This is a genomic window from Mycobacterium sp. TH-M25 (genome assembly GCF_057473665.1).
Window position 1 is genome coordinate 1 of record NZ_JBYCLA010000163.1, and the last position, 20,737, is coordinate 20,737.

Below are 20,737 nucleotides of genomic sequence, written 5' to 3' on the forward strand. Positions count from 1 at the left end.
ATCCCAAGCTCCCGAAGCTTCGCCGCCACGTTCGGTCGTTTCCCGGCAGCGCCGTAGGCGGCCACCAACGCACCATAGGTAGCCGCCAGCTCGTCTCTCAGCTTCTCGCACTTCTGCACCAAGTCAGTGACTTCCACGACGGCTTGGGTGTCCGCCTCGGCGTCGGCGAGGAACGATTGAAGAATCGCGTCGCGATTCAGGGCAGGGGCGGCGGGCTCAGTCAACGCTGTCATACCGCACATCATGCCCACGCCCCTCAGCTACCGCCACTAGCAACCCCACAACGCCCTCTCATCGCCTCTCTACGCCCCTATGGACTCCCCGCCCTTCTCTTCTCCTACCCCTGGCTGTACCCTTGGTTTATGCGCTACGCGCTAGAGGACAGTAGCACAATTGTGCTAACCGGATGGTTGCGCTGGTCAGCGCGCTGCGGTTGGCCACAGGGCCGCGTCGGTCAGAGAGGGCACGCCCGGTGATTCGCATCGCTGCGTTGGGTCAGTGGTCGGTCCAGTACTACGAGTCGACCGCGGTGCGCGGTGATGAGACGTGCGGTGGGTTGAGCGAGTACTACGCCGAGCGGGACACCCGGGCGCCCGTGATGTTTGTTGCCGGCGATCGCGATTTCGCCGAGGAAAAGATGGGTGTGCGCCATGGCGAGGGGATAAGCCAGGCCGAGGTGAAGACGTGGTTCAACGAAGGGATTCCGCCGGCGGGGCCGGGGGAGGGTAAGCCGCGGCCGGGGACCTACGGCTGGGATGTGCTGTTGACGGTGCCGAAGAGTGTCTCGTTGTTGGCGGCGTTGTCGAAGGACCCGGCGGTGGCCACAGTCGTCATGCAGTGCATCGTCGAGGCGACCCAAGATGGGTTGAAGTACATGCACCAGCACGCCGGCTACACGCGGGTGAGTAACCAGTTCGACCCGTCGAAGAAAGACTTGCAGCGGCTGCCGGCGCTGCCGTTCGTGACGTACTTCCACCACACCGCGCGGCCGGTCGCCGACGGAACCTGTGATCCGCACATGCACATTCACATGCTGTTGCCGGGCAAGGTAGCCCGAGCGGATGGGCGCATGGTGACGATCGACTCGCAGTCGATGTACCACGAAGCGAAGCCGACCGGGATGATCATTCAGAAATCGTTGCGAGACAGAATGTCTGCAACGTTGGGTGCGGAGTGGGAAGACGTTGATCCGCACACCGGTATCGCGGAGCTCAAGGGCTTCAACCGTGAGTTGATCACAGAGTTTTCGCGGCGGCAGAGCGCCATCATGGACTGGGCCAAGGAGCACCCGGGCCGCTACATGGACGGTGCCATCGCCGACGAGGCCGCAGATGTCGCCGCGGCCGGGTCGCGTTGGGCGAAGGGCGAACGCGAATGGCTCGATGTCGGACAGAAGGCCACTCGGCATAAGAAACTTGAGTCGTTGCATTACGACGAACTACGTGAGCAGTGGCAGAACGATCCGCGCGCAGAGGGATTCGATGCACGCGAGTTTCTGGGTGTTATCGCTGACGCCGCGGCCAAGGATGGTCCAGGCGGGCCGCCCGACGCCCGCCAGGTGTTCGAGCAGCTGGGCACGTTGAAAAACAAATGGACCCGCGCCGACCTCGTCGAGGCGGTCGTCGGAAACTGGGGGCCCGGCCGCGGAGTCGAGGTCGTGACAGTCGACGAGATTGAAGCTCTCGTCGACGACGTGATCGACCAAGGGTGCTTCCAAATCACCGAAGACCCGCAGGCCTGGCACCGCGAAGGTAACCTCCGCTACACCGATGCGATCACTTTGACCCGTGAAGCAGAAGTCCTGGAACTGTGCGGGGTCAAAGCTCAACACTACGAAATCACTGTCACGCAACAGTGGTTCGAGGAACACGGGTTGCGCTCAGATGCCGCACACGCAATGACCGAGCTGGCCATGTCACGGCGACTGATCAACGTACTCGAAGCACCCGCAGGCAGCGGTAAAACGACAAGCCTTAAAGCGTTTCGGGAACGCGCTGAAGCGCAAGGCAAACGGGTCGTGCTGGCTTCAGCATCACGCAAAGCGCTCAATGAGGCCCGCAAAAAGGACGCCGCATCGCACTATTCGACCATCGCCGCCACGCGCAAAGCGATCGCCGAACACCGACTTGACTGGGACCGCAACACCGTCGTGTTCATCGACGAAGCCGCCATGACCGGTGACCGCGACAGCTTCGAGATTTTCAAAGCCGCCGCGCACGCGCACGCGAAAGTCATTCTCGTCGGCGACTCTTACCAACTGCAGCCCGTCCTCCAGGGAGGTGGGCTATTCCGCGATCTGTCCGAGCAACTCCCGTGGACGCAAGCCTTCAACTACGTGTGGCGCCAAAAGAACCCGGAAGAAAAGGCCATGACGCTGCTCATGCGGGATGCGCAAACCGAGGCCGAAATCGGCAAGGTCGCCCACTGGTACAGCAGCAACGATCGCCTACAGGCCGGCGACGAACGATCGATGGCCGACGCGGTCGTGCGTGACTACTTCGACGCTGTCCTAGAAGGCGACGACGTCCTGGTAGTTGCCGACAAGTGGGAAAAAGCCGACGCCCTCAACATCAGGATTCAGAACATTTACACGCTCACCTACGAGCGGGATCTGGGTTATCAATTGCCCGCCGCGGCGATCGCCCACAAACAAGAAGCGCGCCTTCACGACGTCATTATGACGCTCGAAAACAACTGGGACATCGACGTCGAGCCCGATCCTGCCGTCACGCACATCGACGGTGACGTGCCCATCGTCACCAACGCCGACCGCTGGCGGGTGGTCGCGGTGCACGACGACGGCTCACTCGGCGCGGTACGACTCGACGACAACGCCCGCGCCGTCATGCCCGCCGACTACGCCCAACGTAGCATCACGTTGGGCTACGTCGGCACCATTCACGCCGCACAAGGCGGCAACGCCGACGTCGGACTGTGCATCGGCGACGCCGACACGCTGCACCGCGTCCAAATGTATCCAGGGGCCACCCGCGGCTCAAAGAACAACCGCATCTACATGACGGTGAAGGAAGCCGGCGAAAGTGAACACCACGCCGAGAAGTCCGACGTCGAGTATCAGCCGCACATCTATACCGACATGGAGACCCGCGCGATGTTCCACGCGGTCCTCAAACGCGACGACCGCGAAAGCACTGCGCTACGAGACGCCGAAGACGCCCTCAACGACCTCGCACGCGGCGGCGCGCACGAAAATCACAGCGAATCATTCGGCGGGATCGACCCTTACGTTGCCCAGCTGGTCCACACCCGCGCACAACGACGGACCCAATGGGCCGAGGAATACGCCCGCGACCTCGCCGACCGGCAGCAATGGCAGCAGGCCACCGAACAGGCCCAAGAACGCAGCCACGACCTCATCGCCCAGCGCGATCGCGAACGCAGCCACGGGATCACCCGCGGCGACGACCGTGGTATGGAAATCAGCTAACCGATCCGCAACTGTCACCGCTACTCGTAATCGGTTCGGGTCGCATGTCCGGTGCCGCGATGGTGACCAGTTGCGTGCCAGCGGGCGGGAAATCTCTAAAGAAGATCTCGCTCGTCGACGTCCGGAACGACTCAGCGAGCGGTCAGTACCTATAGCCTGGTTTCATGAGTACCGGCGCCGGCCCCCTATGCCAAGACAACCCGGACATATTCGACGTCGCAGAACGGTCAGTTGGCGAACATATCGCCCAGAATCGCGACCTTTTATCACCCAATGTCACCGGAGCTGACGAAATCCGCGCCGTCTTAGATTGGTGTGGCACCTGCTTCATCAAAACCACGTGCCAGAAAGAAATGATGGCGGCCGGATACACCGGCATCGCCGGCGGCGCCTTCCTGTCCGAAGGCGTTCAGCTCCCCACTCGGCAATGACGTGATCGAACCTAAGCGAACACCTCACGAAGGCTAATAAATATGCAGGAAGGCGACACGTCGACCTCGGCGTCCATTGGTGGTGATGGTCCCGGAGAAGCGCAAGCCGGCGACGTAGAGGTGCAAGATCGCTTGAAGCGAATCGAGACGTCTATCGACCGCCTTTGGTTCACCGCGGGATTGCTCGTCGCCGCGGCAGTCATGGCGGCCGCCGTCTTGATCCCGAAGCCCTCGCATCCTGTCGCGGCCGCACCAGCAGACGCTGATATCACTGAAACTCAGCTATTGAGTCCCGGAATCCATTGCTTTAGCAGCTCTGGTGAGACGGGCGCGGCGCGCCAACGCGCCCTTGCAGCTATCGACCGCTACCGCTGGCAGAGTCGTCTCGAGGCCGAACAACACCCGCAAGACGATCAGGACGTCCAAATGTGGGGTCCGCGTCCGGACCACCCCGAGGGCAAACTGTCGATAGTCACGCCCACTTCGTCGGCAGGCACCGACCCGTCACGATGCTTTGAGATCAAGCCGCCACCCTCAGGGGTCTACCTGAAGCCCGGCCAATAGTCGACCGCTGAACCGCTGAAGCGCCGGCCAATGAATTCCGGCCTACCCAACCAATATGACTCGGCGACGCCCGGTCTCGTGTATCAAGGTTGACGGCCAGGTCTCTCAATACCGGCTGCGTGCTGGACTGGATTCCCCCCGCGCTGGGAGACCTGGCCTCAGTGCGGTGGCCGCGACCTCATCGTGCGACGCTGACGGAGCATCCGGTCGCCATTGACGTCGTCCCGCGCACGGAATGTCATCTTGATCACCCGACTGGCGGCCCGACCATAAGCTGATGCGAGAATTGCCCGCCCAGGCTGGGCCAACGCTGGAGCTTCTTGGTGACTAATTCCTGCGTACCTTCGGGCCGTTGTGCCAGACACAGCACACCGGTGTGGCGGTGAAGGCCCGTCACTTGTCGGCCGGCCGTGGTGTCCGGCGGATCTTCGCCCATAGACTCACACCCGGTTGCCGCCGGTGTACCTCGAAGCCGTGCCGGCCGTACCAGTTGGCCAGTCGTTCGGCACTATGCTCGGTACGGTCACCGGGCATGATCTTTCCCACGATGTTGAGCGCGTAATGGTCGGCGGTGCGACACAGATGCTCCAGTGCAGCGGTGCCCAGGCCCGGTGAACATGTGGGCTCCCTATCGGTGCGTGTGTCGATGACGATGATGTCGTTGAGTTCCAACGTGTCGTGTTTCTCCAGCGACACGGTGAAGGTGCGCAGCTGAAACCGCACGTCGGTGCTGAACCATCGCTGATTGGTGAAGCAGAAGTATCGTGTGGCGAACAGCGCGGACCCAGTGCGAGCACGGGTTTCGACCAAGGCGTGCATGTCCACGTCCGGAATCGGTCGTGCCCATCCTGGCAGATGATGCACCAAATCCCGCGCACACTCGTCGTCTTCCACCAGCTCAACACACCCAGCGAGTTGAGTGGTCAACTCCGCTTCTGGACCCCGATCTCCAGCGTGCGCGGCGATCCGCGCGTCGAACAGCTTGGCTCGGATGGCCTTCAACTTATCGCGCACAGCATCATCGACGTTGGTGGACGGACGCAGGTATTGGGACAGGGTCGATTCGATGTCGTCGCTGAACAGCCCCCACCGATGCGGAACAGACCCTACGCCGGCCCGGGCGATCCCAGTGAATGCGAATCGGAAACTAGAGTCAGCCACACCGAATTTTGCAAGAGCATTGCGGTACTGACGTTTTCGCCACCAACGCCGACCCGGCACCTCAGCACCCGCGGCCTTAAGCGCCTTCCACGCCGCCCAAAGATCTGCCACCGCTTCATCGGCGGCGTTCTCACGATCCCGAATGGTTGATGCCCGCGCAGCTTGGGAATCCAGCCACTGCTCGTCAAAGTCGAATTCCATGCCGACATGATCGCCCAAAGCTCGGACAGTTAAGACCGGTCGAAGACCCGGACGCTGTCGACGCTTCGGCGTCCGACTACCTCCACGTCGAACAGAAGGCCACCTTCATCGCCGAACCCATAGCACCTGATCTCGCGTAGCGGCCTTCTCGACCTTCGGCGACGCGCACGAGGAACCGCTCCCAGTTGCTGAAATGCCCCGAGTGAGTGCGCCGGGTAATAAATGGTGGACATCAGCTTTCCCTTAGCTGTTGATTCTCGGGCTCGATTTGCAGCAGCTCATCCCCGGCACGTTGGATGGCGCGAATGATCCGGCTGTTCAGGCCGACGACATCGGCGATCGCGCGTTGGCTCAACGCGTCGTCGTGGGTGAGCCGTAGAACATCGGCGACTTCCCGTTGGGTCCGTTCGCTGATCGCACGGACGTATTGGTTTCGTTCCTGGACCGCGGCGGCGGCCTCGTCCCACCACTGGCGTCGCTGAGTCGCCGACAGCGGTTCCACGTCCGCGCGCAACGCCGACAGCTTTGCCTGGGAATGGGTTTCATCGCCGCCGCCATCCTGGTCGTTGCGGCCAGGGTGCCGGACTCGGCGGTAGGACAGGGTGAACAGCACCACCACGGCGTTGGCGGTCGATAGATCGATGAGCAATGGCCAGAGGCCTACCTGATGCGGTGGGGTTCCCAGCATCAGCATCAGATGGCTGATCGAGGAGTAGCTGAGCACGAACGCGAACACCCAAACCGCTGCGTCGCTGAACAGTGACAGGACGAAAGGCCATCCGAATCGGCGCGACTTGATCAGTAGGCCGGCGATATGTGTGGTTACCAGGATCACGATGGGCGGCACGAAAGAGCGTGCCGCAGCCAGCACTTGTAGATGAGGCGGTGCTGTCAACCATGAGTCGGTCGCGTTGGCGGCCGTCGAAATCATCGTCGAGACAACGATCCAGACCCAGAGGAACCGTTCACTGGATTTGCTGCTCGATTGAGCCGGCGACGCTGCTGCGTCGCCGGCGGGCACGCGGGCGTTCTGGGCAGGAACCGGTGTGTGGTGTCCCGCAGATGAATTCTGCGGGAGCGGATTTGGGTCGCGAAGCCGCGCGCCGTTGCGGTGGGTTGGTTCGGTGGCGGCGGGCGCAGTCATGACCACGTCGCAGATGAAACCATCGTCGACGTCCTACCGCCACCACCAGCAGGGCGGGCCTGTTCGGCTACATCCACGGCTGCTGCTTGCGGGAGGCGGCGTCGGTTGTGTTGTTCAGCCGGAATGGTTTCTGCGGTGGCTGCATACCTGGCGGCGGCGGTGCGCCGGCGGTCGGGGATTCTTCCTGGACGGCGAAACTTCCTGCTGGCGGCAGGGACGGTGGCGGGAACGGCAACCATCCGGTGGTGCCAGGTACTGCTTCCCACCCTTCCATGACTCCGTAGACGCTGGCCATCAAGAACATGCCCGCACCCTGGATCATGATCCACGGCGGGATGACCACGCCGAGAACCGTTGCGGGCGAGCCGAGGTCGATGACCACGCTGCCGACAAGCATCACAGCGGCACCGAGCCATGCCAGCGCGGTGATCGGTACAGACCACAGGCCCTGGTTGGATTCGGATGCGCGAACTAGTTCGACTCGACGGACCAACCGCAGGTATAGCATCCGGCCAAGTGGCCAGCCTGCGGGGAAAATCAGTGCGCAGCCGATGACCACAGCGCTTTCCTTGACTGCCGCCCTAGACCGGATGGCCCGCAGATACCATTTCTCCGTGGCAGCTTGGACGTGAGGGTTGTAGTCGGTGCCGGCGACCTGACGTTTGCGGTCATCGTAGGCCGCGTTCAACAGGTCGGCGCGGCGCCGCTGAAAGTCGTACTCGCGTGCGTGGTTTCGTATCCACGCTGCCCGCTCGCGGGCGTACATCAGTGAGGCCATTGGTATTCCGCGGTGTCGGGGGTGGGAGTCGGGTCAACCGAGACACTTGGTGTGTCATCGCCGAACATGCTGTTCCAGGCCACTCCGCCGACACCCCACATCGTGTGCGCGACAGCCACAACCAGGAGGACCGCGAACAACCAGTATGCCGATTTGTAGCGCCAGGGCTGAGGTTTCATCGCTGCTCCCTTCTCTCGCTGCGGTCGTGTCAGATCCGGATCATGCCACGGATCGAGCGTTCATCGAAAAGCCGTAGAAATTCTCTGAAACTGGGCAATTCGACTTTGCAGCCAGTGGTGCCGCGGTAAAGCAGCCGGCCGGTGTATTTCTCTGAGGGTTGAAGTTCCTGGGGAAGCATGAGTGGGCCCTCTTCGAGGGCGATCATTCGGTTGCCGGTGGTTTGGTCCAGCGTCTCAGTGGCCCGGGTGGTCAATCCCGACCACAGCGAGGCCTGGTCGAGCAAATCCAGCTCGGCTGAGCCGTGCATGACGAGGACGACCGGGAACACCCGCAGTAGAGTTTCCATGAATATTGGGTCGTAGCGGTTAGCGATCTGCTGTGCGGCCTGCACGGCGCCGATCATGTTGATGCCCAGGCCGCGGGCCTCGGAGACGAGGATGTCCAGGGTTGGCAGGGGCATCGTGTTGGTGAGCTCGTCGATAGCGATCATCGCGTTGTGCATGACGGTGTCCAGTGAGGTTTTGCGTCGCCAGGCGGTCACGATCGCCTGGATGAGCGGCAGGGAGGCGCCGACGCCGCCGCCTTCGGGTTCGGCCAAGATGAACAGGGTGGCGGTGGGATCGTCGAGCCAGGCCGGGCGAAACACGGGCAGGTCTGTGCGGTGCACTGATTCATACACCCAGGGGAACAGAGCAGCGCTCATACCGAGCGCGACCGAATCGCGTTGGCGCTCATTGAGTGTGGCGATGCGTTCTAGCTTCGTGGGGAGTATCGAGTTCCGTGGGAAGTACTGTCGTACATCCCACCAGCTCGGAGGGTCTGAGGAGTAGATGTCGGCGCGGTCCTCGCCGGCGGCTTCGCGGTCCTCGCGTTCACGCTCTGCCTGCTCCAGGCGGGCCCGCTCCTGCTCGGCGGCTTCGCGTTCATGCACCGCTTTGTCATAGGCGACTTGAGCGCGGTGAACGGCTAGCGTGGCTTCAATTCGTGTTGACTCTTTGGCTTTTGGGTCAGCCTTAATCTCTTTCGCACGTTCCTGGGCGAGCAGCAGTTTGAGTTCTTCTTCGGTGACAGACGGTATGACGACGGGTTCAGGGCGCTGGCGGCGAAACGGGTTCTCTGCGCAGTGCATCGCCCAGTCGATGCCTTTGTCGTTGCCTCGCGGGGACGCCGCGTAGAGGATTGAGGCGAGCGCGGGAATGATCTGATACGCCCAGTACGGCTCGCTGTGGCTGGTGATCCGTCCGCCCAGGCTCAGGTTGCTGGCCCGGTGTAGCCATGTGGCGACGTTCAGGGCGTCGTCGTGGGAGTCGATCAGGATGGTCGGGTCGATGCGGCACTGCGTGACGCCGGACCCGTAGTCCGGTGTCGGAATCTGGCGCAGGTCAATGAGATACAGCGGCCCCATCCGCCGCTCCATGACGAGCCTCATCAGATTGTCCTGAGACGAGCACGCGATGACTACCCCGGGGTGAGCGATGCAGGCTGGTGCCAGCACGGACTCGGTCTTGCCGCCGCCGGTCGGGCAGGTCACCAGGATGTGTGGCCCAGTTCGCGGGGCGTACTTTTCGCCGGTGTCAGGGTCGGTGACGACGCCGCAGTACGGTGTCGGCATCGGTCGCGGAATGACTAGTCCCATTGGATGTTTCCTTGGAATTCTTGGGGGACAACGGTCATGAGGGCGGCGCGGGTATCGGTCTCGGTGATTTCGCTGTGCTCGACGGGGCGGCCGGCGATGACGTCAGGTGCTAGCCGGAATTGCTGTTCGCTGATTGCTTCTTCGACGATGTTGCGGATGAACCGGCCGTTGCCCACGATGTCGATCTGCGGCCGTGGTCGTTTGATGGTGTGCGGGTCTTCGTCGGGGCGCAGGGGCGGTACGGCGGTTGATTCTCTCAACGTGGTGCATACGCGCTCAAGCAGCGGCAGCACTTGGGGGGTGAAGTAGTGCTTGGTGCGGCCGACCATCAGTTCACCGATGGCCATGAGGTCTTTGACGTCATAGGACGGGAAGTGGATTTCGGTGGAGAATCGGCCGCGGATTCCTTCGTTGGCGGCGTAAAACATTTGCATGTCGTCGGGATAGCCCGCCGCGATCACCACGAGTCTGTCCCTCTCGTTTTCCATGCGCGCGAGCAGTGTGTCGATCGCGACGAATCCGAAATCGTTTTTCGCGCCCGAGGTCGCCAGTGCGTACGCCTCGTCGAGGAACAGCACACCGTCAAGTGCGGCATCGATAGCAGCGTTGGTTTTGTCTTCGGTATCACCGATCCATTTCCCGACAAGATCGGCTTTGCGGACCTCTTTGACGGTGTCTTTCGCCAAAATCCCTAGTCCGCAATAGAATTTGGCGACGATGCGGGCGACGGTAGTTTTGCCTGTTCCAGGCGGACCCAGGAATACCAGGTGGTTGCTGCGTGCGGTTGGCGGCAGTCCTTCAGCCTCGCGGGCCCGATTCACCACGACGGCGGCGCGCAGCTTCTCGACTTGTCGTTTGACGCCGGCGAGCCCGATCTGCTCGGCAAGGCTTTCTTCTGCCTCAGCCAACAGCGCCTCGCGGCGACCTGACATGCGTTCGCGAGCGAGTTCGTCGGGGTCGGTCGCTGTCGCAGGGTCCCAACGGTCGCTACGCGAGTCGATGACGGAGGGGTCGACCGTCTGTAGGACCAGCTGCGGGTTGGCCAGCATCTCGCGAGCCGCAGCATGCTCGGGTTCAGCGACCAGTACCGAGCGCAGAGCCTCTTGGGCCAGATCCTCTCTACCGAGGGCGCGCTGACTCATCCCGACGTGGTATTGGACCGTGGCTGTCGTAAGCGGAAGCAGATCAGTGATCTTGCGGCCGGCGATGGTTTGGCCGGCCAGCTCTATGGCGGCCTGGTGTAGACCGAGGTTGGTCATCGCTTGCACCGTGATAGCGCGGGCGCCGGCGGTCAAGATGGAGTCCTGTTGTGAATCCCGCAGCGGCCGGGCTGTTTCGATCACCTGGTGCCATCGCTCGGTCACCACGTAAAGCGCTGTGGCGGCGTAGAGGGTGAGCGGACAGCTTGCCGACCTATCGGTGCCGGCGGCGGCCACGGCGTCGTCGAAGCGGCGTTGTGAGGTCAGCGCGCCGACGTACGCGGCGGTGGCGACGTCGGCGTTGACTAACGGGTATGTGACGAACAGTCCGGAGTCGTAGTTGACCTTGAGATCGTCGGGCCGAAGATCCAGGCGCGACAGGCCCTTTCCGATCTGCTCGCGGGAGCGCCACAGCCCTTCGTGTACGGCAAGGGTCTGGTCGCCGGCGGCCAGCCGCGCCAGCCAGGCATCTGCCATCGTGGGATCACTGTTGGTTGCTACTGTCAGCACTTTGCGTGCGGTGCTCGGTTCGGCGCGCTCGCGTTGGCCCCGGACGGTAAAACCGAGCGCCAGCAGGCCAGCTTCGAGGGCGTCAATTGCATTCGGACTCATCGCGGCCCTCTCGGAATCGTTTGTGCTGCAGGAAGGTACGCGACCTCAGCGGGATCGATTCTGCGGCGAATTTGGTACGTGTCACCGCCGGTGGTGACGGTGATCTGGTCGCCTTCTTGATCGAGGACGACGTCACCGTGCGGCTTGGGTCCGCTCGGAGCGGTCAGCGACAGGGTCGCCGCCGCAGCGTTGGGTGCCGGCGCTAGCCCGTCGTCGTACACGTGGAGCTCGTCTGGGCCGATCGCCAGCTCCGCATCATCAGGGACCACCGCGATTCGTGGGCTGGCCAACGGTGACCATCGCCGCGGGGCGTTCGTGATGACCGTGACGTTCGCCCCCGTGGCTTCAGCTCTAAGTATCAGCTGCTGCGCGTAAGCGAGGTCCACGCGGGCCGCGATGATCCGGTCGGTACCGGGAACCAACGGCACCAGCAGTTGGCGGCCAACAGAATCCGCGCCCAGCACCTGGCCGTCGCTGCCGGTGGGCAGGGTCAATCCTGCAAGGCTGGGGATCGGCTCGAATACCGTGCGGACGACGTCGCGAGCGGCCACCGGTCGGCCGATCGCCAGCGCGGCGGCCTGCTGGCCAGGCAGTGCCCGCAGGAACGGCAACGGTGGGGCCACGGCCGATGACGCGTCGCGGACACGAACGAACCCGAGCCAGCCGCCCCGGGTCCGGCGCAGTGTCACGATCAGCGCATCGGCCCGGATCGACCACAGGTCCGTGATCCGGGTGTCGGTCAAGGCGACCGGATCGATCGCGTACACCGTTTCGAACACGCCGCGAGATGCCGCCGGCGCTATGTGCGTCCAACGCTCCACCGCGGCCGCCGAGTCCCCGTTGAAGGCCGCGGCGGCCGTGCTGTGCCGCAACGCTTGTAACTGCGGGCCGGTCAACGCCGTGGCTGGACAGTCAGCGGCGGCGACGGTGCGCCGGATGCGGGCGATGGTTGCTGCCGCAGCGTCAGGGAGACTTTCTCGAGCGGCGTAGTAGGCGGGGCTGGCGGCGGGGTCGAACCGGGCTATGAGCAACGTGCGGCGATACCCGGCGGCGGGCTGACCCGACAGGTGGGTGTCGTAGATAGGGCTGTACCGCGTGTGAGCCAGCCGGCGGGTTTCGAACACCAGGTCCACCGTGTGAGGTGCCTGGCCGCCGGTAAGGCTGTCGAGGCGCGTTTCGAGTTCGGCAATAGGAAGTACGGCCCGGGTCGTCACCTGGCGTTGGTAGAGATGATGCGGCACGTGCGGATGGCCGTGCAGGTCTAACGCGGCGATCAGCTGCCCGCCGCACCAATCGACGCCAACCTCGTCGCCGGAACTGACCGCCGTGATCGGGGTGCTCAACTTGCGGGCCGCGGGTGGCGCGGTGTCGTCGTCAGGCGGTGAGCTCGGCGCGGACACTTCAGCGGCGGCCGCGGACGGGGCGTCATCGCTAGCGACATCCTCAGTGACGGGGTGGCGGCCGCGGTGGGCCACAGCGGCGCGGCGTGCGATCCACTGTGGGACAGTGAATCCGGCCAACGACACCGTTCCCAGCATCGCTACGGCCGCGGCGGCCGCCTCTACCAGCGCCCGGCCCCACCAGGTGTGCGCCGGGACCGCGGTGATCCACACCACCAGCAGCGCGGTCGGGACCAGGGTGCGCAGGCGCGCGTCGATTCTCATCAACGCCGGGCGACGCTCGCTGGTCCGGGCGTGTGTAGCGGTCATCGCGAACCTCGCCGGCGCCAGCGACCAATCCCGACAGGAATCAACGTCACCGCCAGGACCGCCACCGAGATGCCGGTCGCCCACGCGTGCGGCCGCGGATCCGGCGGACCCGGTTTCGCAGTGATCTTCAGCTTCTCCCGATGGGATTCAGGCAGGGCCCGCGGGCACGATGCCGGCAGGTCGTACGTGAGCGCCGCGACGGGGTCGATCAGGCCGTAACCCACGGCGTTGTCCACGCCCCTGGGCCCGGCGTGCGCCGTTGCGATAAGTCGGCAACGGACCTGAGCAGCCGTGAGCTGCGGGAACTTCGACCGGATCAGAGCCGCCGCGCCGCTGACGTAGGCAGCCGAAAAGCTTGTGCCGAAGACGTTCGTTAACCCGTCGCGGGCAGGAAGCGCGTTGACGGCGTTACCGTCCGGGCCGGTTGAGATGATGTTGACGCCCGGCGCGGCCAGACTCACCCACGGCCCGGTCATCGAAAACTTGGCCACATTCGTTTTGTCTGGCGCAGCTCCTTGGGCGTCAACCGCGCCGACACTGAGCACATAGTCGCTAAACCACGACGGAACTGACACCGACACCACGTGCTCCCAGTTCCGCGGATCGGCCGGTGTCAGCGGGTCAGTGTCAGGGTTGGCCTGGCAGTCGCCGCTTCCGGCTCCGACATTGCCGGCCGCGGCGACCAGGACCGCGTCCTTGACCACTGAGGCGTACCACACGGCGATCGCCAAGTTGTTCTGGTCGATCGGATGTGCGGCCGGGATGCATGCGACCACCGACATGTTGATCACCCGAGCACCGGCATTGGCTGCTTTCACGATCGCCGCGGCCAGCGCGTTGATCTGACCGGCAGAACGCTGCGCTTCAGGGTTGCCGGCGGCCGGGTTCTCCGGCGACCACATCTCTGAGCTCTGCCGGATGCTCAACAACGTCGCATCCGGAGCGACGCCGATCATCTGATCACCGGGTCCTGGTGCCGCACCGATCAATCCAGCGACCAACGTGCCGTGCATGTCGCAGTCTTGGAGCCCGTTCGCCGGCGGGTCGACGTAATCGGCCAGGCCGCGTAGCAGCGGCAACCGTGGGTTCGGTGCAACGCCGGTGTCGATAATTCCCACCGTCACGTCGCGCCCGGTCGAAATACGGTGTGCCTCATCAAGAGCCAGCAACGCCCGCGCCTGCGGGATGTCAGCAACAGGTGGCGCCGGCAATACCCCGGGTAGATTGCAAGGCTTGTTGGCGTCACGTTTGAGAGGAGGGTCTGCGGCCGGCGGCGGGTCCGCAGGAATCGGCGGGTTCGCCGGCACGGTGGGCGGCTGCACCGCCCACGCCGGCGGCACGTTCATCGCCGCGGCCAATGTGACCGCCGCGGCGATCGAGGACACCCTTTTGGTCACCGTCCAGGCCGCGAAAGCGTTGCGGCCGCGTGTCATTGGAAGCTCCGGTTGTAGACCATCTGGGGGACGCGTAGCAAGATGATCGGCGCCACCACCACGGCAAGACACACCAAGTTCTCCGATACCACGCGCACGCTGCGCGTCAGCGGCGTTTGAGGGTTGCTGCGGCTGGGAATCGTCGAGGGCGCCGCGGCAGCGAGCAGCGCCGCGCCTGCGGTAACTATGGCCCCCCACCACAGGTTGTGATGCGTGGCAAGGGTAACCGCCAAGGCCAACGTCGCACCGAACGTGCCGCATAGCAGGCACACCACATTGGTCAAGCCTGCGAAATGAAACGTGCGATAAGCAAACATGATTGGGATGCCGGCCGCCAGGACCGTCCACGCCCAGGAGCTGGGTGCCGACGCAGCAAGCAGCGCAGTCAAAATAGTTCCCACCACCCCAGCACCGGCCAGCAGGCCCGTCATGAAGTGGTTCGCCCGTATGGTCTGTGCCATCAGCGCCGCCGGGTCGGGCGGCGCGTTGATCGGCGCCAGCGCGTCACTGCCAGCCGGGCCTACCGGGCGACCCAGGTAGCGGCCTGACCCTGACGGGAACGCCGGAATCGGAAGCCGCGCAAGGCGTTCAGCGAGCAGGTCGACACGGCTGAGGACGATCACGAGCAGCCATATGAGCACACCGAGCATCCGCTGCCCGGGTATCGCCGTCGTCAGCGCTGGGATCTCGGCGATCACCGTGAACAACCCGACGGTGGCCGCGGCCGCGTAGGCCGTCAGGTAGCGGCCGGCGAGCATGCCCACTATCGAAAGGCCTGTGATGGTCGCCGCGGCGACGAGCAGACGAGGCCCGGTGGCGCCCCATGGTGGAGGAACAAGTAGGGCTAGCGTCGCCGGCGCGAACGCCAGCAGCCCGATCGCGCACAGATCAGCGACGAGGCGGCGGTGTATCCACTTGGCGTTGGCGGCAGCCACCATCGCAATGCCGGCGACCGGGGCACACGCCGACGCGGTATGAAGCCAGCTGTGGGCCGTGTAAGCCAACACGAGCACGAATCCCATCGCCGCGGCGAGCAGCGCTGCGCAGAACGCGCCCAACGTCTGCCGCAATGCGCGGCGCGTGGCCGCGGCGAAGAGTTGCTCGCTGATCCGGGCCACGGCCACCGACACATTCTCGATACGAGGTTTGAACTCTTCGCCTTTGGGTGCTGCGATCAGTTCGAGCGGGTCACCGCTGACGATGTGCTGATCGGTCAACGACCGATGATTGTCCAGCATGGTTCCGATGGGTGTTCGTAGCCGCCACCCCGACGCAGCGCCAGGTAACTCGTCAGGGCTTCCCGCTTCGGCCAGATACATCTCCAAATATCGCTGCGCGCCCACCAACACCAGGCCGATGGGTTGATCGGCGGGCAGTTGCAAATCGACCTGCGTGCTGTGTCCGATGCGCACCGCCACGTCGCAGGTGGTGGCGCTCATCGGCGGCCGCCGGCGCGATCGGGACGCGGCTGGGCCGGTGCGGGCACTGGGACCGGCGGCGCGCCATACCAGTTGCTGAGTTTAGCGGCGGCCTGCAGGTAAGCCCGTGACGTCCGCTTGCGCAGCTGGGCCAGGTCGATCACGCTCGCCTCGTACAAGTGCGGGTCGTAGGGAACGTAAATCGGGTCTTTCCACGCCGTTTTGCCGACCGTCTCTTCGATGTCTGCTCGCAGTTTCGGTTGGGCTTGCGGGGTGTGCTCGGACATCAGCAAAAAGGACCGCTGTACAAGTTCGCCGCGGCCGGTCTGCACTAGCCAGTCATGCACGCGCATCGCGGCCTTGCCGCTGTCGAACTGCACTCCGGTGACCACCACGACCGCTGTCACGGTATCCAGGACTCGCTGCATCAGCGGAGTGTGGAAGTTCGTCCCGCAGTCGATACCGATCACCGAGTACACGTTGGCCAAGGTGTGAATTGTTTGACTGAACGTTTCGGGGCTGAATCTCGCCGGGTTGACCAGAACTTGTGATCCTGCCAGGACGTCAAGCTGGCTTGTCGGCGCGGTCTTGGTGTAGTTACGGATTTCGCTGCGCGACTGAATTGTTCGAGCGCGCAGGACATCGACGAAGGTGTGCGAGGCATCCGGGTTGACTCGGCTGGCGAGGTTGCCTTCGTCCGGGTTGGCGTCGATGACAACGACGTCCCCGCCGCCGCGGCACGCCGCGAACATGCTGCCCACACCCGCGGTGGTCGTGGTCTTGGAGGCGCCGCCTTTACCGCTGAGGACGGCGTAAATGAATACCGGGCTGACGTTGGCGCAGACACGGGCGCGGCGTTCCCGGTCCTCGCGCTCAACTTTGCTCTCACCTGGGTTCACCAGTCCAAATGTTGACGCCAAAATTGCTTTGCGCCAACCGCTTTGGGGTTCCGGTTTGGTGACGGTGGTGTGCCGTTCATGTCGAAACGCGTGCGCGAGTCCGCTCGAGTCCGCTGTCGGCTCCCCGTGAACGGCGTAGCGCTGTTGATAGCTGTCCTGGTATCCAGCGGGGCCGTAGCCTTGTTGCTGGCCGGCGATCGGCTGCTGCGGCCACGGCACCCGTGCGCGGCCGGACTGCTGCGGTCCATAGTTCCGGTCTGGGGCGCCATGATTCGCGGCATGTTGGAAAGACTGCGCCGCCGGCTGATGGTAAACAGCCTGCGGCCCAGTCTGTTCCGCGTCGGCGATCCGATGAGCGCCGGTGGATTGAGGGCCGGTGTTCTCTTCGCCGGCGATCGGCGAATGAGTGGCACCGGCCCGGCGGGCCTGCATGGCGTCTGCCGCTTTACGTCGCAGCTCTGCCACTTCGGTCTCGGTGAGCCACGTTGTCGGGTCCTCGCCACCGGGCGGCGCAGTCTGTGGCCCAGACGCGGCAGGAGCAGGCGAGGGTTCGGCGTGTGGCGGGCTCGTATCACGGCCGAAAAAGCCCGTATCGGCGGTATGGCGGCCGCCGAGGTCGGCGGCGACGTCATCGGGGCGCACCTGTTGGTCGGGCGCCGATTGTTGGTCGGCCGCGGACGATTCGTAGAAAGCCGGTCGGGGCGGTGCCGGCGGCTCGTTGACGCTGGCACCGGGCTCGGCGGATTCGATCTGAGGCTCCGCGGGACTCCAGTCCTGTTCGCGGTCACCGTTTTCCGGGGTAGTCACGGGGCTGAGCATACGGCGTTGCCAAGATTAACCGCAACAAGCAGACCGCTAGCGTAATGGTCTCTTGCTACCACAACAAATGCTGTTAATCGGTGCGGCAGTGGGTAAACCACGATGATGCGGGAACGCTACGGATCGCTGCGCTGATGCGCCGTTCTAGCTCGTCGTCGTCGTAGGGTTCGGCGGTGATCCAGCGCTGAAGATTGTTGTCCAGCGAGCACGACGTCATCAGCGCCCCAGTGCTGGTGTTGGTCACTTGCACGATGATTTCGGAGCTGCTGCGGGTGCCTTCGTGTGCGATGTAGGCGCACACCTGCGCGCGACCCAAGGGATTTTTCTCCGCCCTATATAGCGCGTCGGCCACCAATTCGGGTACACCGTGAGGTTTTAGCGCCTCGTAAAACGTCATACTGCCTTCGAATACACCCGCGGTGCTCATTGCTGCCACGGCGGCGTCGGCCGGAAACCGAGTGGCGGGTATGCGAGCGGCCACGCCCTGGCTATCGGGTCCGAAAAGGTAGCTTCGTATTGTCGATGCCAGCACCGCGACGACGTCGCGCTCGTGAAAGTTCATGTAGGCGTCAATGGTCACCGAGTCATCGCAGCGGATGGCGGCCACCACCAACTCGCTTCGCCGGATCAGACTGACGTATGTATCGTCGAGTCCTGGCGCCGCCAACGTCATGGTGATTTCCGCGTCGGGGGAGACCAGCGCACGCAGCATTGTCACAGCGTCGGGGTCGACGACGTTGCCGTCCAGCAAGCCCGCATCACTCAACACTTGGCGCTCCTCGGCGCTGACCGGCAGGTCGCGGTCGGCCATCCTGAGCAGCTGCGGACGGATGCGCAGGTGCGCGGGCAGCATCGTCACGCCAGTAAGCCGCTGCAACGCCAACAACGACGACACGCTGAGCGTTACTTGCGCGACGGCAGCAACCATGTGATCGAAAACCTCTCTGCTAAAACGAGCTTGGGGCCAGCCGCCGAGTTTTCGGCAGTGGCCCCAAGCCGTGCAACGTCGTTCTTCTAGCGTCGAACCAGTCCGGAGGCGGCTAGGTCCAGATGCCCGTGTTGGTCAGCTCCTGGGCCTGCATGTCGTTCACGGTGCTGCGGGCCGTCGCGGTGTAGTTCGACGCGGCCTGGATGCTGTGCTCCAGCTGCGCTGACACATTTCTTGACCAGGCGGTCGCGGCCTCGTGCGCCTGACCTGACCAGAAACCAGTCCAGACATTCAACTCGTTTTCAAGCTCTTCCTGCTTGGCCCGCGCTGCCTGAGTCAGCGAGTCCAGCGTGTCCAGCGCATCGTGCAGCGCCGGGAAGACCTGATGGATGGGAATACCAGATGTCATGGTGCAGTAGGTCCTTTCGAAGTGTGGTCGGTTGTCGGTTAGATGCCGGTGTGGCCCAGCGTCGCGGCGCTCTGCGACTCCGTGGAGCCGTAGTTGGTGCCGGTGTGGCTGACCTTGTTGCTGATTTCCGCGGTCGCGGCCTGACCCTTTTGAAGCTCGGCGTGAATCTGCGCCGTACCGCCCTGGAACGACACGTGCGAGTCACCCGACCAGATAGCCGAGGTGGCATCGGCCTCCGCCTGCATCTGGCCTAGCAGGCCCTGCAGCTCGTCGGCGACCGTCAGAATCCGACCGGCCGAGGCGCTGTGGGCCGCGACATCGGCTCTTACTTCAGCCATGAAACGTGTTCTCCTTCGTGATTAGTCACCCGCGCCCACCTTGGGCTTTGGTCGATCTGCGGGTAGTTTGCGCGCCCGGGAAAGTAAGCGCAACAAGCAACCTCCCGTTGCATCTCATCGCCGCTTAGACCGCTCGCTCGTGGTCTAGGCCCAGCGAGTTGCTCTCGTAGGGATTACGTGAATTCGTCTGGCTCGACGATCCCGGGCGGGGGCTTCCCAGAAAGCCGGTCCCGCCGGGCCCGGCCGCGGCGCCAGCACCCGAGGCGGCCCGACCGGCCGCCGACGCCGCTGACAACTCCGGCGCGGAAGCCGCACCTAACGACGAACCCGGAAGGCGCAGGCCAGAACCGCCGCTGCCGCCGCTGCCGCCAAAGAGTGACGCCGGCCGGGTCAGGGCGGCGCTCAAATTCCCTGTCCCCGAAGCGAAATTCACCGGCAGGGCCGGTACACCGGCACCGCTGCCGAGACCGCCGAGCCCATTGTTGAGGTTCGCCGAGGACATCAGGGGCTGCAGAATCGATGAAAACTGTTGCGGCACTTGGGTCGCTTGTTGCTGGAAGCTTTGAAGTAGCTGGGTAGGCATCGACGCGGCCTGGCTGGCCATGCTGCCCGCTTGCGACGCGAACTGTGACATGTCCTGGCTGCCTTGCCGCGAGGCGTCTTGCAGCTGGTTTTCCTGATCGTTGCCGGTCTCATTGGCCTCGCTAGCCCACGACGAGTTCGGCCGCGAACCCGCCATGCCCGCCCCGTCACCCGCGGCCCCAGAGGTCAAGGTGGTATCCCAACCCACGTCAGACACACCAAGATCGGCCGCATTGGCGACGCCTTGCGGCACAGTGAACGACGCCATGGAGACCGCAGCCGACACCGGTGCGCCCATCGCACCGAGGTTTACCGGTATCGGTGGCGGTTGGAACGGCATGAGCGACGTCGTCGCGACCTCGGTCTCAATGTCACTGGTGCCCCGCGCGAACGCCGCCTGAAACCACATCTCCAAGTAGTGCGTGTCTTGCACCTCCATGGCGGGAGTGTTGACACCGAAAAAGTTCGTGGATGCCAGCACACCCCACGTGGTGCGGTTCTCCACCACCAGCGTCGGGTGAGGGGCCGTCGCGATGGCCTCGGTGATCGACGCCGCCGCGAGCTGGATCTGCTCGGCGCTGGCCGCACCATTGACCGCGAGTGCTTCAAACCACGCGATCAAGGGTTGCAGAGCGGCGGAATACTGCGTGGCGGCGGTGCCTTCCCACTGTGCGCTGACCGCCGCAACGATGCCCATCAACGTCTGGGCGTTTGCCGCGTCATCGGCGGCGGCCTCGGCGAACGCGAGCGCGGCTTGCTCCAACGACAGCGGTCCGTCCCCGCCATGAACCAGCGAAGAGTTCACCTCGGGGGGCAACGCCTCTGGCGCATCAGTCATGACTTAGTGC

At 64.0% G+C, this 20,737-nt stretch carries 18 protein-coding genes; 3 read left to right on the forward strand and 15 right to left on the reverse strand.

Going from position 1 to position 20,737, the window contains the following annotated elements; all coding sequences use genetic code 11:
- A partial coding sequence (locus AC2VOU_RS05460) for a hypothetical protein (RefSeq protein WP_486956447.1) occupies nt 1-233 on the reverse strand: 233 nt, incomplete at its 3' end.
- 173 nt (nt 234-406) lie between these two features.
- On the opposite strand from AC2VOU_RS05460, the gene mobF reads away from it, so the two are divergent.
- The 3 genes from mobF to AC2VOU_RS05475 all read left to right on the forward strand — a co-directional run bounded on the left by mobF (nt 407) and on the right by AC2VOU_RS05475 (nt 4,443).
- Entirely contained in the window at nt 407-3,448 is a 3,042-nt protein-coding gene (gene mobF, locus AC2VOU_RS05465; protein WP_486956448.1) for a MobF family relaxase, read from the forward strand.
- Nucleotides 3,449-3,612: 164 nt separating this feature from the next.
- Complete coding sequence (locus tag AC2VOU_RS05470) at nt 3,613-3,879, forward strand: hypothetical protein (protein WP_486956449.1); 267 nt, start codon at nt 3,613-3,615, stop codon at nt 3,877-3,879.
- Nucleotides 3,880-3,921: 42 nt separating this feature from the next.
- Entirely contained in the window at nt 3,922-4,443 is a 522-nt protein-coding gene (locus AC2VOU_RS05475) for a hypothetical protein (RefSeq protein ID WP_486956450.1), read from the forward strand.
- 393 nt (nt 4,444-4,836) lie between these two features.
- Here AC2VOU_RS05475 and AC2VOU_RS05480 read toward each other — a convergent pair whose 3' ends face one another.
- From AC2VOU_RS05480 to AC2VOU_RS05545, 14 genes are all read right to left on the reverse strand, one after another.
- Nucleotides 4,837-5,805, reverse strand: coding sequence for a hypothetical protein (locus AC2VOU_RS05480; protein WP_486956451.1), 969 nt, complete (start codon nt 5,803-5,805; stop codon nt 4,837-4,839).
- A gap of 232 nt (nt 5,806-6,037) precedes the next feature.
- A complete protein-coding gene (locus AC2VOU_RS05485) occupies nt 6,038-6,949 on the reverse strand; it encodes a hypothetical protein (RefSeq protein ID WP_486956452.1) in 912 nt (303 codons plus the stop codon).
- A gap of 67 nt (nt 6,950-7,016) precedes the next feature.
- A complete protein-coding gene (locus AC2VOU_RS05490) occupies nt 7,017-7,727 on the reverse strand; it encodes a hypothetical protein (protein ID WP_486956453.1) in 711 nt (236 codons plus the stop codon).
- Nucleotides 7,715-7,906 carry a hypothetical protein gene (locus AC2VOU_RS05495; RefSeq protein ID WP_486956454.1) on the reverse strand — a complete coding sequence of 64 codons (192 nt, stop codon included), beginning with the start codon at nt 7,904-7,906 and terminating at the stop codon, nt 7,715-7,717. The genes AC2VOU_RS05490 and AC2VOU_RS05495 overlap by 13 nt, the downstream gene beginning before the upstream one ends.
- Nucleotides 7,907-7,935: 29 nt before the next feature.
- Nucleotides 7,936-9,543 carry a TraM recognition domain-containing protein gene (locus AC2VOU_RS05500; RefSeq protein ID WP_486956455.1) on the reverse strand — a complete coding sequence of 536 codons (1,608 nt, stop codon included), beginning with the start codon at nt 9,541-9,543 and terminating at the stop codon, nt 7,936-7,938.
- A complete protein-coding gene (gene eccA, locus AC2VOU_RS05505; protein ID WP_486956456.1) occupies nt 9,534-11,354 on the reverse strand; it encodes a type VII secretion AAA-ATPase EccA in 1,821 nt (606 codons plus the stop codon). Before eccA ends, AC2VOU_RS05500 begins: the two co-directional genes overlap by 10 nt.
- Nucleotides 11,351-13,063, reverse strand: coding sequence for a type VII secretion protein EccE (gene eccE / locus AC2VOU_RS05510; protein ID WP_486956457.1), 1,713 nt, complete (start codon nt 13,061-13,063; stop codon nt 11,351-11,353). Before eccE ends, eccA begins: the two co-directional genes overlap by 4 nt.
- The gene (gene mycP, locus AC2VOU_RS05515; RefSeq protein ID WP_486956458.1) at nt 13,060-14,496 is read right to left on the reverse strand and encodes a type VII secretion-associated serine protease mycosin; all 1,437 of its coding nucleotides are present in this window, start codon (nt 14,494-14,496) and stop codon (nt 13,060-13,062) included. The genes eccE and mycP overlap by 4 nt, the downstream gene beginning before the upstream one ends.
- On the reverse strand, nt 14,493-15,935 hold the full coding sequence (eccD, locus tag AC2VOU_RS05520) for a type VII secretion integral membrane protein EccD (RefSeq protein ID WP_486956459.1): 1,443 nt from the start codon (nt 15,933-15,935) through the stop codon (nt 14,493-14,495). The genes mycP and eccD overlap by 4 nt, the downstream gene beginning before the upstream one ends.
- Nucleotides 15,932-17,620 (reverse strand): MinD/ParA family ATP-binding protein, encoded by a 1,689-nt coding sequence (locus tag AC2VOU_RS05525; RefSeq protein ID WP_486956460.1) that lies wholly within the window; start codon nt 17,618-17,620, stop codon nt 15,932-15,934. Before AC2VOU_RS05525 ends, eccD begins: the two co-directional genes overlap by 4 nt.
- 85 nt (nt 17,621-17,705) lie before the next feature.
- Complete coding sequence (locus tag AC2VOU_RS05530) at nt 17,706-18,560, reverse strand: ESX secretion-associated protein EspG (RefSeq protein ID WP_486956461.1); 855 nt, start codon at nt 18,558-18,560, stop codon at nt 17,706-17,708.
- Nucleotides 18,561-18,672: 112 nt separating this feature from the next.
- Nucleotides 18,673-18,969: a hypothetical protein gene (locus tag AC2VOU_RS05535; protein WP_486956462.1), complete on the reverse strand. Its 297-nt coding sequence runs from the start codon at nt 18,967-18,969 to the stop codon at nt 18,673-18,675.
- Nucleotides 18,970-19,007: 38 nt separating this feature from the next.
- Nucleotides 19,008-19,307, reverse strand: a complete 300-nt coding sequence (locus AC2VOU_RS05540) for a WXG100 family type VII secretion target (RefSeq protein ID WP_486956463.1) — start codon at nt 19,305-19,307, stop codon at nt 19,008-19,010.
- A 124-nt stretch (nt 19,308-19,431) separates the two neighbouring features.
- Nucleotides 19,432-20,727: a PPE family protein gene (locus tag AC2VOU_RS05545; protein WP_486956464.1), complete on the reverse strand. Its 1,296-nt coding sequence runs from the start codon at nt 20,725-20,727 to the stop codon at nt 19,432-19,434.
- Nucleotides 20,728-20,737: the final 10 nt, after the last annotated feature.